The organism is Paraburkholderia gardini (assembly GCF_907164545.1).
In the GTDB taxonomy this organism is placed as follows: domain Bacteria; phylum Pseudomonadota; class Gammaproteobacteria; order Burkholderiales; family Burkholderiaceae; genus Paraburkholderia; species Paraburkholderia gardini.
The window spans coordinates 35,091-49,307 of the sequence record NZ_CAJQZB010000011.1 but is presented as its reverse complement, the minus strand read 5'-3'; the positions used below and the strand labels follow the sequence as shown (position 1 = coordinate 49,307).

Annotated in this window: 12 protein-coding genes; 5 read left to right on the top strand and 7 right to left on the bottom strand. The window is 64.2% G+C overall.

Features of this window, described 5'->3' with window-relative positions; genetic code table 11:
- Positions 1-47: 47 nt before the first annotated feature.
- Positions 48-215: a hypothetical protein gene (locus LPA37_RS10360; protein ID WP_229012498.1), complete on the top strand. Its 168-nt coding sequence runs from the start codon at positions 48-50 to the stop codon at positions 213-215.
- Positions 216-251: 36 nt separating this feature from the next.
- Complete coding sequence (locus LPA37_RS10355; protein WP_228974024.1) at positions 252-710, top strand: CopD family protein; 459 nt, start codon at positions 252-254, stop codon at positions 708-710.
- Positions 711-719: 9 nt separating this feature from the next.
- Here the strand turns inward: LPA37_RS10355 and LPA37_RS10350 are convergent, their stop codons facing one another.
- From LPA37_RS10350 to LPA37_RS10325, 6 genes are all read right to left on the bottom strand, one after another.
- A complete protein-coding gene (locus LPA37_RS10350; protein WP_229012497.1) occupies positions 720-3,086 on the bottom strand; it encodes a bifunctional diguanylate cyclase/phosphodiesterase in 2,367 nt (788 codons plus the stop codon).
- Between the two features lie 493 nt (positions 3,087-3,579).
- Entirely contained in the window at positions 3,580-4,455 is an 876-nt protein-coding gene (locus LPA37_RS10345; RefSeq protein WP_229012496.1) for a PhzF family phenazine biosynthesis protein, read from the bottom strand.
- Positions 4,456-4,552: 97 nt separating this feature from the next.
- The gene (locus LPA37_RS10340; RefSeq protein WP_228974032.1) at positions 4,553-5,017 is read right to left on the bottom strand and encodes a RidA family protein; all 465 of its coding nucleotides are present in this window, start codon (positions 5,015-5,017) and stop codon (positions 4,553-4,555) included.
- A gap of 46 nt (positions 5,018-5,063) precedes the next feature.
- The gene (locus LPA37_RS10335; RefSeq protein ID WP_228974034.1) at positions 5,064-6,260 is read right to left on the bottom strand and encodes an aminotransferase-like domain-containing protein; all 1,197 of its coding nucleotides are present in this window, start codon (positions 6,258-6,260) and stop codon (positions 5,064-5,066) included.
- A 71-nt stretch (positions 6,261-6,331) separates the two neighbouring features.
- On the bottom strand, positions 6,332-7,240 hold the full coding sequence (locus tag LPA37_RS10330) for a DMT family transporter (protein ID WP_229012495.1): 909 nt from the start codon (positions 7,238-7,240) through the stop codon (positions 6,332-6,334).
- A gap of 58 nt (positions 7,241-7,298) precedes the next feature.
- Positions 7,299-7,994, bottom strand: coding sequence for a VOC family protein (locus tag LPA37_RS10325; RefSeq protein WP_229012494.1), 696 nt, complete (start codon positions 7,992-7,994; stop codon positions 7,299-7,301).
- A 270-nt stretch (positions 7,995-8,264) separates the two neighbouring features.
- Here LPA37_RS10325 and LPA37_RS10320 point away from each other — a divergent pair, with 270 nt between their 5' ends.
- Both LPA37_RS10320 and htpG read left to right on the top strand, forming a co-directional pair.
- The gene (locus tag LPA37_RS10320) at positions 8,265-9,719 is read left to right on the top strand and encodes an aminotransferase-like domain-containing protein (protein WP_228974041.1); all 1,455 of its coding nucleotides are present in this window, start codon (positions 8,265-8,267) and stop codon (positions 9,717-9,719) included.
- Between the two features lie 122 nt (positions 9,720-9,841).
- Entirely contained in the window at positions 9,842-11,740 is a 1,899-nt protein-coding gene (gene htpG / locus LPA37_RS10315) for a molecular chaperone HtpG (protein WP_229012493.1), read from the top strand.
- Between the two features lie 106 nt (positions 11,741-11,846).
- Here the strand turns inward: htpG and LPA37_RS10310 are convergent, their stop codons facing one another.
- Complete coding sequence (locus LPA37_RS10310) at positions 11,847-12,095, bottom strand: hypothetical protein (protein ID WP_229012492.1); 249 nt, start codon at positions 12,093-12,095, stop codon at positions 11,847-11,849.
- Between the two features lie 249 nt (positions 12,096-12,344).
- On the opposite strand from LPA37_RS10310, the gene LPA37_RS10305 reads away from it, so the two are divergent.
- On the top strand, positions 12,345-14,168 hold the full coding sequence (locus LPA37_RS10305) for a glycosyltransferase family protein (RefSeq protein ID WP_229012491.1): 1,824 nt from the start codon (positions 12,345-12,347) through the stop codon (positions 14,166-14,168).
- Positions 14,169-14,217 lie beyond the last annotated feature (49 nt).

Here is a 14,217-nt window from a genome sequence, read left to right as displayed (position 1 = left end):
CCCAGTCCAGGCGTCGGAGACGAAGGGGCGACGAAGGACGCGTGCCGATGCCCTTCGTTGTTCGCATGCCGGAACAGGGCAATGCAAGAGAATTAAAGCAAAACGAAGCACCGCGCCTGACGATGAAACCGTTGCGGCCAAACGTCAAAATAAACATAAAGATGAACTGCGCTGATGAGCCGTGGTCGAATGCGCTCAATGAGGGCTTCAAATGAAGCCCGACAGTTCTACACCGCACAGGGAAAACAACCATGACCAAAGGCATTGAACTCGCGCTCTTTCTGCATCTGCTCGGTGTGGCCGTGTGGATCGGCGGCATGGTGTTCGCGCATTTCTGCCTGCGGCCGGCGCTCGCCGATCTCTCGCCGCAACTGCGTCTGCCTCTATGGGAGTCGGTTTTCGGGCGCTTCTTCAACTGGGTGGGCGCCTCGGTGCTCGTCATCCTGATCTCGGGCGGCTTCCTGTTGATGCAGTTCGGCGGCGGGCACGCATCGTGGACGCTTCATGCCATGGCCGGCCTCGGCATCGTGATGATGCTGCTCTTCGGGCACATCCGTTTCGCCGTGTTCCCGCGCATCCGTCGCGCGGTACAGGCGCAGAACTGGCCGGATGGCGCCCGCGCGGTCGGCACGGTGCGGCGTCTGGTGGTGATCAATCTGGTGCTGGGCGTCGTGACGATCGGTGTCGCTGTGATGTCGCGCGGGTTTTAACCTTTTCAGTCACGCAGACAGCCCGCTGGTGCTCGGTGCAACGCCCATGCTGTCGAGATCGGGTTCCTGCGTCACGCGACGGTCCGGCATTCCGCAGACGCCGAACCGGTCGAGCAGCGCCGGTATGCCATCCGACGGCACCGGTCGCGAGAACAGGAAGCCCTGTGCCTCGATATGGCCGAGCGCCGCCAGCCACGCGATCTGTTCTTCCGTCTCCGTGCCTTCGACGACCACCGTGAGGCCCAGCGAGCGCGCCAGGTTGACGATCGCCGTCACCATCACGCACACGCTGCGGTCGCCGGGAATGGCCTGCACGAACGAGCGATCCACCTTCAGCGTATCGACCGCAAAGCGGTTCAGGTACGACAGCGACGAATAGCCGGTGCCGAAGTCGTCGAGCGCGATACGCACGCCAAGGCGTTTGAGCGCGAAGATTTTTTCGGAGACGAGATCGGGATATTCCATCATCGCCGTCTCGGTGATTTCGAGTTCCAGGCGGCGCGCGGGAATACCGGTTTCCTCGATGGCGCGCGAGATCGTCTGGTACAGGTCGCCGCGCCAGAACTGCACGGCGGAAATGTTGACCGCCAGCGAAAGCGGATCGTAGCCCTGCTGCTGCCACATCGCCAGTTGCCGGCAGGCGGTCTCGATCACGAAGTCGCCGATCGGGACGATCAGCCCGGTCGATTCCGCGACCGGGATGAACTCGTTGGCCGGAATCAGGCCGTGTTGCGGATGGTTCCAGCGCACCAGCGCCTCGAAGCCGGTAATGCAGCGACGCGTGAGATCGACCTTCGGCTGGTACGCGAGGAACAGCTGGCCCTCGTTCAACGCGACGCGCAGCTGCTGCTCCCACTTCATCAGATGGTCCGCGCGGTGCGAGAGCTGCGGCGAGTAGAACTGATAGCAGTTCTTGCCGGCATCCTTCGCGCTGTACATCGCGAGGTCGGCTTTTTTCAGCAGGTCGATTTCACTTTCGTTGGCGACCGAGTACAGCGCGATGCCGACGCTCGCGTGCAGCACGAACGAACTGCCACGCACCTCGAACGGTCTCGCGAAGACTTCGGCGGTTGCTTCGGCGAGATCGACGGCGCGCTTTTCGACGTTCTCACCTTTGACGATCACGACAAATTCGTCGCCGCCGATGCGGCTGAGCGAACCCAGATCGGCGACGGCATCCGCGAGCCGCGACGCGGTCATCTGCAGCACGATGTCGCCGGCGTTGTGGCCGAGCGTGTCGTTGACGGTCTTGAAGTTGTCGAGGTCGATGAACAGGATCGCGAGACGGCCGACGTTCACCGGTAACGCAACGTCGTGCCGCAGGCTCTGCAGCGTGGCGTAGCGGTTGCGCAGGCCGGTCAGCAGATCGTATTCGACGAGATGCGTCATCTCGCGTTCGCGTCCGAGCAGTTTGCCGATCAGCCCCGTCGCGACGGCGAAGAAGCTCAGCATCGCGAGCGAGATAAAGCCCGCCATCAACAGATAGACGTTGCGCGTATGGTTGTAGTCGGCGAACTCTTCCGCCTGCGAGAGCCCGACCAGCACGCCGAGCGGATAGCCGTCGATATGACGGTACGACACGATGCGCGTCACGTTGTCGATCGGGTCGACGTACGTGCCCGACACGTGTTCCGACGTCGGATACGTGCCGCTCGCCGAGAACACGCCTTCCGCATTCTCGGCGCTGCCGGTGCGGCGCGCGAGCACGGTGCCTGAATCGGAGATGACGGCGATCACGCCGTCGCGGCCGATCGCCGCGTTGTTGTAGAAGTCGCTCGTGAAGTAGCTCGGGTCCTCGGACACCACCACGACACCCGCGAACGAGCCGTCCGGATGATTCAGCCGGCGCGTCATCTGCAATGTCCAGTGCCCGGACACGCGCCCGAGCACCGGTTTGCTGATGTAGAGCGCGTCATCGTTCTCGTGTTCGTGCACCTTGAAGTGCTCGCGGTCCGAGAGGTCGATGGGTTTCGGCGTGGGATCGGCGGTGTTCGCGATCAGCGTGCCGTGCTCATCGATCAGCGAAACCTGCACGAGCGTCTCGCTCTGCACGACGCCTTTCTCCACCGTGCTCGACAGGTCGAAGTGATTCGGCGACTTCTCGAACTCGTATTTGACGAAGCGCGTGATCTGGTCGACCTGGTGGATGGCCTTGACCGTGTGTTGTTCAAGCGCCGCCGACAGGATCGCCGACGATGCCATCGCTTCCCGATACGTCGTGTCCTTCTCGACCGACAGGCGCGCGAAGATGACGGTCCACAGCAGGATCAATACCAGTACGCCGAGTGCGGGAATAGCGAGCAGCGCACGACGGCGCGATACCGCGGGATCGCGGAGTCTTCCGTCACGTGTTGTGGAAACGCGGAAATGATTCATCGTGCCGACCAGGGGCGTGCGCTTCGCCGCAGCGGCTCCGGGTACGTCGACTGCGCGAGGTTCGAGATTGGCTGCATGATGAACGGTACCGGGTGCGCGGGGGTGGGAGGGCGCGGTGTCGTGCCGAAGTCCTGTTGTCACCTGGACCTTTCGATATTACTGAATGCCAAAAGATTAAGGAAGCATCCGCGCATCGGGTATACGCTCGCCCGGCCAGGCACGCGATACGCTGACCCGACGTGGCTCGCCAGCGTTGCCGCCAGGTTCGCCGGTAGTCCGCGTTTAAAGGGTTTCGTCGAAACGGAAGTTTCAGACGATGCCCGTTGCGTAGGGGTACGTCGCCAGTTTATCCAGAACGCATCACGCTCGCATCAAGGCGAGCGTTGAGCACACATCGAAGCGATCGTCCGATTGTCTGCATGAGACATGTTGTGGGCAACAAACCAGACAGTGGAGTGCCGGCGCGCATTGGACAGGCGCGTGCGCTTGCGGCTCAGGGCAGCCGGAACGTCCCGTCGACCACCGTGACGGATGAGCCGCCGATCCACGTCTTGCCGGCGGCGTCGTCGTAGGTCACGACGATACGGCCGTCGCGGCCGATCGCGGTGCCCTGGCGCGCGGTGTATCCGTTGCCGGGACGGCGATGCTGCTGTGTCAGCAAACCTGCCAGCGCGGCGTTCGCGCTGCCCGTCACCGGATCTTCGCCGACGCCGAACGCGCCGCCTGCCATCAGGCAGCGGACTTCGAACGTGGCGGGGCCCCCGTCGGCATGCGGTGCGTAGACGGCGATACCGTGTGTATCGGTGGCATGGGCGATGTCGGCGAGTTGCTGTGCGTCCGGCGTCAGCGCAAGGCAGGCGGGAGCGGACTGCAGGCGCACGACGAGCCACGCCGCACCGTTGTCGATCGCACAGGGTGGCGCACTGAAGTCGATCGCATCGGTTTTCAGGGCCGCCCGCAGCGCGGCGAACTGTGTTTCGGGAAGGGGCGTGATGCGCGCCGGCGGCGCGGCGAACGCCCAGACATGCGCGTCCTGCTGCGCCAGTTCGACAAGGCCAACGCCACATTGCTGCACAAGCCTGCCTGGCTGCTTCGGCGTATAGCCGCTTTCGAGCAGCGCATGCGCGCTGCCGAGCGTGGGGTGACCGGCGAACGGAAGCTCGCTGCCCGTCGTGAAGATACGCACCCGGTAGTCGGCGGCCGGGTCGGTCGGTTTCAGCAGAAATGCGGTCTCGGACAGATTCGTCCAGCGCGCGATGGTTTGCATCTGCCCGGCGGTCAGGCTGTCGGCTTCGAGAATCACCGCGAGCGGATTGCCCTTGAATGGGACAAGGGTAAACACATCGACCTGCCTGAAACGACTAAACATGAGTTTTGCCCGTTCCTGATGCCGGAATTGAATAAACGCGATTCTTCATATGTACGACACGGCTTCAGCCAGGCTGAAGCCGGACGACAACGAAGTATTACTGCACTTCAGCGATCATTTCGATTTCAACGCATGCGCCAAGCGGAATCTGCGCGACGCCAAATGCCGAGCGGGCGTGCTTGCCGCGCTCGCCAAATACGTCGGCGACGAGTTCCGATGCGCCGTTCGTCACGAGATGCTGTTCGGTGAACGTGAGCGTCGAATTGACGAGGCTCATCAGCTTGACGATGCGCGTCACGCGGTTCAGATCGCCGACGTGTGCGTGCAGGGTTGCGAGCAGGTCGATCGCGATCGAACGCGCGGCGACCTTGCCTTCCCCGGTCGACAGCGTGTCGCCGAGCTTGCCGACCCACGGCTTGCCGTCCTTCTTCGCGATGTGGCCGGACAGATACACCGTGTTCCCGGCCTGCGCGCTCATCACGTAAGCGGCGGCGGGCGCGCCTGCGGTCGGCAGTTCGATGCCGAGTTCCTTCAGCCGGTCATATACATTTGCTTGAGCCATGACGTGTCCTTTATCTCTGGATGAAATCGGTAAAACGGATCGGTCATCAGATCCGCGCGCGGATCAATGCGGCGAGCTTCGCGACGCCTTCGTCGATCTTCGCCGGCGACACGGTCACGAACGACAGACGCAGCGTGTTGTGTTGCGCTTCATTCGCGAAGAACGGCCCGCCCGGCACGAACGCGACGTTCTGCGCGACCGCTTCTTCGAGCAGCTTCATGCTGTTCATCTGCGCAGGCAGCGTGACCCACACGAACATGCCGCCTTCCGGACGGTTCCAGCTCACGCCTTCGGGCATGTAGCGTTCGAGCGAGGCCAGCATCGCGGCGCACTGGTCGCGATAGAGCGCGCGGATCGTCGGCACGTGCGTGTCGAGAAAGCCGTCTTTTACGACCTCATGCACGATGCGTTGCGTGAAGCTCGGCGTGTGCAGATCGGTTGCCTGTTTGGCCTGCACCAGCTTGAAGTGCAGTTCCTCGGGGGCGATGATGTAGCCGATCCGCAGACCCGGCGCGAGCACTTTCGAGAACGAGCCCAGATGAACGATGTGGTCGGGCGACATCGAGAGCATCGTCGGCAGCGGCTCGCCCGCGTAATCGAGGGCGCCGTACGGGTCGTCCTCGATGATGGGGAACGGCGCGGTCTTCGCGAGCGCGGCGAGCGCGCGGCGGCGCTCGACCGGCAGACGGCGGCCCGTCGGATTCTGGAAATTCGGCTGCGCGTACAGGAGGCGCGCACCCGCCGTCAGTTCGGGCGTGAGCGCTTCGGGGATCAGGCCGTTCTCATCGGTCGGCACCTGCACGTAGTGCGGCTCGTACATCGAGAACGACTGCAATGCGCCGAGATACGTCGGCGTTTCGACGAGCACCGGGCTGTCCTTGCAGATCAGCACCTTGCCGAGCAGGTCGAGCGCCTGCTGCGAACCCGTCGTGATCAGCACCTGCGACGCGCGGATCTTCGCACCGTTCACGGAGTAGCGTGTGGCGATCCATTCGCGCAGCGGCAGATAGCCTTCGGTCGCGCTGTACTGGAGCGCGGCGGCGGGGTCGTTGCGCAGGATCCAGTCGGACGCCTCGCGCATCCGTTCGGCCGGGAAAGTTGCCGGCGAAGGCAGCCCGCCCGCGAACGAAATGACTTCGGGCCGTTCGGTGACTTTCAGGATCTCGCGAATCGCCGAGCTGGTGAGCTTGCGTGCACGTTCGGACAGTTGCCACGTCGGGGCTTGAAGGTCGCTTTGGTCCATGGTCTCCTCGATTGCAGTGTGATGCTGAAGCTGAAAGGGGTCGGTCGAATGCGTGATTATCGCGCGTCTCGTCAGGCTGCGCGCGCGGGTACGTGGACGGTGCGCACCGTCGCCTTGCGGCCGAGCACGACGGTGGCGATCACGGCGGCCGCGAAAAGCCAGGTGGAAGCCGCGACGTGCTCGCCGAAAAAGATCGCGGAAAACGCCATCGTGAAGAAAATCTGCAGTAGCTGCACCTGGCCCACGCGCGCCGTGCCGCCCATCGCGAGCCCCGCGTACCACGCGAAAAAGCCGATGAACTGCGAGAAGAGCGTGACGTAGCCGAACGCGAGCCATGTCTTCAACGCGATGGGGCCGGGATGCTGCACGTGATGTTCCCAGCCGAGCCAGCCGACTGGAATCACGAGGAACGGCGCCGAGAGCACCAGTGCCCAGCAGATCACCTGCCAGCCGCCGATCTGCCGCGCAAGCCGTGCGCCTTCAGCGTAGCCGAGCGCACCGATGCCGACTGCGACGAGCATCAGCAGATCGCCCGCCTGCAGCGAGCCGCCGCCCGATTGCAGCGCGAACGCGACGACGATCGCGCTGCCCGCAATCGCGCTCACCCAGAACGCCTTCGAGGGCCGTTCGTGCGAGAGCCACGCGGCATACAACGCGACGCACAGCGGCTGCAGGCCGTTGACGACCGCGCCATGCGAAGCGGGCACCGTCTTCATCGACCACGCGGAAAACACCGGAAATGCGATGATCACGCCGAGCGACACCACGGCGAGGCTTTTGACCTGCGGCCACGTCGGCCGGCGTTCGCGGCGCCATGCCAGCAGCGCGGCGGCGGGCACCGCGGCGGCGAGCGCGCGACCGAGGCCGACCAGCAGCGGATGAAACTCCTGCACGACGATGCGCGTCATCGGCAGCGTCAGGCTGAAGATCATGACGCCGATGAGGCCAAGCATCATGCCCTGGGATTCGCGCGGTTTCATTGCGGGTGTCTCTCTTTACTCTCTTGATCCAGCCTGGGTTCGTGGGCCGTGACACACGCTATTTGAGCGTGCGGAGTCCGGCGGGCGTTTCGAATTCGGCGACGAGGCTCGCGCTGTCCGGCGTTGTGTCGAGCGCGATCAGATGCGCGGCGCCGAGCCACTCGAGTTGCGCGCGGATCACATCGGCCTGCGGATGAAAACCCTTTAGCGACTTCAGCGCGACTTCCGGCTCGGGCAGCATCGTCGAAGGATGCAGCGCCGTATCCCACTGGATCAGCGAAGGCGCGATGCCGTCGCCCGAACCCTGCCACGCGGGAAACGCGCCGTCGTCCGGCACGGTGAGGCTCCACGTGAAGTCGCCGCGCGACATCGGCACGACCGGCGCGATCCGCTCCGGATACTGCTCGCGCCAGCGCGGCAGGTTTTTAGGCCGCTCGACGCGCGCGACCCAGTGCGACAGGTACGGGCCGCTCTCGAGCCGCGCGTGCGTCGCGGGCGCATCGAGCGCGAAAAGACGCGGGCGCGGCGCAATGTCGGTTCCAGCCGGAAGGGCACCGGATTGCGGATCGATCGCGATCACTTCCAGATAGATGCCGCCCCACAGGTTCAGCAGCCGGTTGTGCGTGCGCATCAGCGGATGCGTACCACCGCCGGCCGGCGCGATGCCGAGTGTGTCGGCGACGTATTGCGTGCCTTCGTCGAGCGTGCGGGCGGTGACAACGAGATGATCGAGATGCAGCTTCTGGGCGGTCATGGCAACACGGTAAAAGACGGTTTTCAGCGAACGGCAGACGCATTCGCGCGCGCAACCGGACGTCGCGAGGGGCGATGCGGCCCGGGCCGCCAGCATAACCTTTCGTCCGGCCGACGGTCCGTGCAACGCACAGGATGCCCGCGACTGGCCGGATGCCGGGCACGCAGACGCATGCCGCGGCGCTCAACGGAGTGTTCAATGTAGCGCCTGCGACCGGCACAGTAACGGTACAATCGGTTCGATACTGTTCGGTACAGTTGGAGCCTCGCCATGTCCGTCCCGCTCGACCTGATTCCCGCGCCCCATGACGCGTCTTCGCTGACGCTCGTCGACCAGCTGGTGCAATGGGCGCGCCGCCGCATCGAAGAACGCGTGTTCCGGCCCGGCATGCGCATGCCGTCGATCCGCACGCTCGCGCTCGACAAAGGGGTGTCGCGCTTCACGGTGGTCGAGGCGTACGAACGGCTCGTCGCGCAGGGATACCTCGATTCGCGGCGCGGCTCGGGTTTCTACGTACGCGAGCGCGCCGCGAGCCAGCTGCCCGGCGAGCGCCGCGCGCTCACCGAGGCGGCACCGGCGCCGAGCACGATCGACGTCGTCTGGCTGTTGCGCAACATGCTGCATTCGTCGACGCGGCCGGAGAAAGGTCCGGGCCTCGGTTATCTGCCGGGCCGCTGGCTCGACGGCGACCTGATCACCGGCGCGCTACGCACGCTCGGGCGGCAAAGCGGAGCGCAGATGCTCGGCTTCGGTACGCCGCAGGGTTTTCTGCCGCTGCGCCAGCAGTTGCAGACGCGGCTGGAGGAGCTGGAAATCGGCGCTTCGCCGGACCAGATCGTGATGGTGTCCGGCATCACGCAGGCCATCGACCTGATCGCGCGCATTTACGTCCAGCCGGGCGATGCGGTGATCGTCGGCGATCCGGCGTGGTTCCAGATGTTCGGGCGCTTTGCGTCGCAGGGCGCGCGGCTCGTCGGCATGCCGTACACGCCCGACGGCCCCGATCTCGACGCGCTGGAACAGCTGATCCAGACGTGGCACCCGAAAATGCTCGTCATCAACTCCGTGCTGCAAAACCCGACCGGCACGTCGCTCACCGCCGCGCAGGCGTTCCGCATCCTGCGGCTTGCCGAGGAACACGATTTCATCGTCGTCGAGGACGATATCTACGGCGACCTGTGCCCGTCCGGCTACGCGGCGACGCGCGTGGCGAGTCTCGACCAGTTAAAGCGCGTGATCTACCTCGGCAGCTTTTCGAAGACACTGGCGGCGAACCTGCGCGTCGGTTTCGTCGCGTGCGCGCCAGAAGTGGCGAACGCGATCACCGACCAGAAAATGCTGGTCGGCATGACGAGCCCTGAACTGAACGAGCGCGTGCTCTACAAGATCCTGACAGAAGGCCACTACCGGCGGCACGTCGAGCGGCTACGCGCGCGGCTCGACGGCGTGCGCGACAAGGCCGTGCGCATGCTCGAAAAGGCTGGCATGAAGATATTCTTCGCGCCTGGCGCGGGCATGTTCCTGTGGGCCGACACGGGCGTCGACGCCGACGTGTTCGCCGCCGCCGGCCACGAGGAAGGCTTCCTGCTGACGCCCGGCAGCCTGTTCTCGCCGCACCAGTCGCCGGCCACATGGATGCGCTTTAACATCGCGAACTGTACCGATCCGGCGCTGTCGGTGTTTCTGTGCCGCTATCTGGACAGCGTCGCGCGTCGCGCCTCTTGAAACGGGCGCGGGCGACCCCATTTACGCCGGCAATTCGCGTTTGGCGCTGATGCACGCAAAGGTGCGGAAAACGCGAGATACGCCTGTTTTGAACCATCCAGCAACAGAGAGGACATCCGACCATGGCACAAGAAACCATGAGCTTTCAGGCAGAAGTGAAACAGCTTCTGCATCTGATGATTCATTCGCTGTACAGCAACAAGGAAATCTTTCTTCGCGAACTGATTTCGAACGCGTCGGATGCCGCCGACAAGCTGCGCTTTGAAGCCATCGAAAACAGCGCGCTGTACGAGAACGATCCGAACCTGCGCATCCGCATTGCGTACGACAAGACCGCGCGCACCATCAGTATCGACGACAACGGCATCGGCATGAGCCGCGACGAAGCCGTCGCGAACCTCGGCACGATCGCGCGTTCCGGCACGAAGGAATTCTTCGGCAGGCTCTCGGGCGACCAGCAGAAAGACGCGGCGCTGATCGGCCAGTTCGGCGTCGGTTTCTACTCGGGCTTTATCGTCGCTGACCGCATCACGGTCGAAACGCGTCGCGCCGGTTTGCCGGCCAGCGAAGGCGTGCGCTGGGAAAGCGCGGGCGAGGGCGATTTTTCGGTGGATTCGATCGAGCGCGCGGCACGCGGCACGACGATCACGCTGCATCTGCGCGCCGACGAAGACGAACTGCTGTCCACTTACAAGCTGAAGTCGATCATCCAGAAGTATTCGGATCACGTCGCGCTGCCGATCCTGATGCAAAAGGAAGAGTGGGACGCTGAAAAGAGCGAGATGGTCACGAAGGACGAAGACGAGACCGTCAACCAGGCGAGTGCGCTGTGGACCCGTTCGAAGAGCGACATCACCGACGAGCAGTACACGCAGTTCTACCAGCATCTGTCGCACGACCATCAGGATCCGCTGACGTGGACGCACAACCGCGTCGAAGGCCGCAGCGAATACACGCAGCTGCTGTACGTGCCGGCACACGCGCCGTTCGACATGTGGAACCGCGATCATCGCGGCGGCCTGAAGCTGTACGTGAAGCGCGTCTTCATCATGGACGACGCCGAACAGCTGCTGCCGTCGTATCTGCGCTTCGTGAAGGGCGTGGTCGATTCGGCGGATCTGCCGCTCAACGTATCGCGCGAAATCCTGCAGGAAAGCCGCGATGTGAAGGCGATCCGCGAAGGCGTGACGAAGCGTTCGCTGTCGATGCTCGAAGAGCTCGCGAACTCGGAAGACGCAGCAGTCAAGGCAAAGTACACGACGTTCTGGACGGAATTCGGCCAGGTGCTGAAGGAAGGCATCGGCGAGGACTTCGCGAACAAGGAACGCATCGCGAAGCTGATCCGCTTTGCGTCGACACAAACGGATTCGCCGGAGCAGACCGTTTCGCTCGCTGACTACGTTTCGCGCATGAAGCCCGAACAGTCGAAGATTTACTACGTCACCGCCGATACGTTCCAGGCCGCGACGCACAGCCCGCATCTCGAAGTGTTCCGCAAGAAGGGCGTCGAAGTGCTGCTGCTGACGGATCGCGTCGACGAATGGATGCTGTCGTTCCTGAACGAATTCGACGGCAAGCCGCTCGCCAGTGTCGCGCGTGGCGATCTCGATCTCGGCGCGCTGAACGACGAGGAAAAAGAGGCGCAGGAAAAGGTCGGTGAAGAACTGAAGCCGCTCGTCGAACGCATGAAGGAAGCGTTGAGGGACAAGGCGAAGGACGTGCGTCTGACGTTCCGTCTGACCGACTCGCCGTCGTGCCTCGTGGCCGACGAAGGCGACATGAGCGGCTACCTGCAGCGCATGTTGAAGGCGGCAGGACAGCAGGCGCCGGCATCGCATCCGATCCTCGAAGTGAACCCGGAGCACGCGCTCGTGAAGAACCTGCACACCGACAGCGCGAACTTCGACGACTGGTGCCATCTGCTGTTCGATCAGGCGCTGCTCGCGGAAGGCGGTGCGCTGGAAGATCCGGCGAGCTTCGTGAAGCGGACCAACGCGTTGCTGCTGGCTCGCAACGCGTGAAAACGGGGCTTCGTGCCCCGGTTTTCGTGTGATACGTCGCGATGGAAAAAACGCTGCCGTTTTCGGGCAGCGTTTTTTTTGACCTGCGTGGCGACGCTCCGGCCCGCTAGCCCAGCCGGCGAACCTGTGCGAGGACGGAGCCCGCCAGTTCCCTCGCGGCTTCACTCGCGTGTCTGTCGTCGAGCACGTGCGCCGCGAGCCGTCCCATCGCGACGCTCGACTGCTTCGTTGTGTGATGCTGCGCGAGCGCCGAACCAGCCAGTTCTTTCTCCTGATGCGACGCGCCGTGCGTTGCCAGCACGACAGCGGCAAGGTGGGCAATGCGGTCGGACGTATGTTTTGTGTTGATGGTCAATCTCTTCTCCCTGTTGGCGGACCTGTTCTGGTTCGAATGACACGACCCGCAGGACGCGAGTCGCGAAAGCAGTATGGGTAACGATGCAGTCGTTGAGCACCGGCGCTTTCAGAATCGTTTGTGAGATGGCGTGAACGCGTGCCGTCGTAATCTGCCGTCTGTCCGCGCCGTCGGGCATCCGCGGGCAGATGCGGTCGGATTCGACCGTGTTCTGCGACACGTCAATCTGTTGCGCCGGGTAGTCTTCCCATGTCACAGCCAGTGTTTGCGTCAGTTTCCGAATCTGTCTTCATCGTATGGTCGATCTTGCGGCAGCAGGGTCTCGACGCAGCGCTTCAATGCGCGTCCAGGCTTGCCGTCGATGGCGTGCCATCGATCGTTCACGCCGAACTGTGCGCAAGCGCAGGGGATTTCGAAAGCGCCTGGCGTCTCGCTGCGGTGACCGCGCCGGATGCGAATCAGGGTGCGCGTTTCGCGCGGCTCGCGCTCTTCGCCGACGCGCTCGGCGATACACGCGCGGCGACGCGTTACAGCGAGCAGGCCGTCCTCACGCAGCCCGGCGAAGCGAGCATCGAATGGATCGTCTGGCTGAGCAATCGCTGCGCGGCCCATCCGGCTGCAGCGCACATGCTGCGCGCGTATGGACACCGGTTTCCGGACGACGCCCGTGCTCCGTGGTGGCTCGCGCAGACACTGGCGGCAATCGCAGACCCGGCGTCTTCGGCGGAGCGCCATGCGGCGCTCGCGCGCGCCTGGGCGCTCGATCCGGCGATTCACCCGGACTTGCCATTGCAGTTCGCCATCGCCTGCCGCGAGATGCGTGCATGGGACGTGATGGAGCGCGTGGCCCGTGAAGCGCTCGCGAAGCATCCCGCCGATGCCGAAATGGCCTGGCAGCTCAGTCATGCGCAATGGCAGCGCAACGACGCAGCCGCGGCCGAAGCCACCATGCGCGCCGTCGACCGCGCGGCGCCAGGGAATGCGAGCGTGGTTGCGGCCATTGGCCTGTATCTCGCGGAGCAGGCGCGTTACGACGATAGCGAAGCCGCGCTGCACGCGGCGCTTGCACTGGACCCGGGCGCGGTCATGCCGGCAGTCGATCTGGCTGAACTGGCGTTGCGACGTGGCGCGTGGCGCGACGCATGGCCGCGCTACGAAGCACGCCTCGCGCGCGGCGACCGCACGCCGGAGAACATCGTCAACGTAATGGCGCGACGCGGCCCGCGCTGGCACAACGAGCCGCTCGCGGGCAAGACGTTGCTCGTGTACAGCGAGCAGGGCAACGGCGACGATATCCAGATGGTGCGTTTTCTGCCCACGCTGGCGGCGCGCGTGCGGGACGAGGGCGGTCGCGTCACGCTGGCCTGCCGGCGTGCGCTCAAGCCGCTGTTCTCGCGCTATTACGCGGACTGCGTTTCGATCGAAGACGATACGCCCGGCCGGTGTCACTTCACGTTGCCGATGATGAGCGTGCCGTTCGTGATCGGCCTTCAGCTGGAGCACGTTCATGGCGCGCCTTATCTGTGCGCGGATGCGCGGAAAGCCGAGGCGTGGCGTGAGCTTGTGAGTGTGAACGCTGGCGGTGCATCGGGGGCATTGCAGGTCGGTCTGGTGTGGCGCGGAAGTCCCTCGCATCGACGCGATGCGAAGCGTTCGATTCCACTCCCGGCGCTTGCCCCTTTGCTCGAATTGCCGGATGTCGTATTCCATCCTTTGACGCCAGGCAGCGGCGATGAACTGGCATCCGCGTTCAACGCCGCCTGCGCGGGTACGCGCACGCCAGATCTGAGCGCCCATTACGTCGAAGGTTTCGACGATCTGGCCGCTCACGTTGCCGCGCTCGATGCGCTCGTCACCATCGATAGCGCGCCCTTGCATCTTGGCGGCGCGCTTGGGCGTCCGGTGCTGGCGATGCTCGATCACGTGTCGCACTGGTGCTGGGGCGTCGCGGAATCGCAGCCGTGGTACGACACCGTCGAGCTGTTCCGTCAGCCGCGGCCGGGCGACTGGTCGCCGGTTGTCGAACGCGTGATTGTGCGGTTGCGGCAGCTTGCGTTGGCGTCGACACGCTAGCGCACGCGCAAACGTCGCCGCGCGGAACGCAAACCGGGGCGCATCTTAT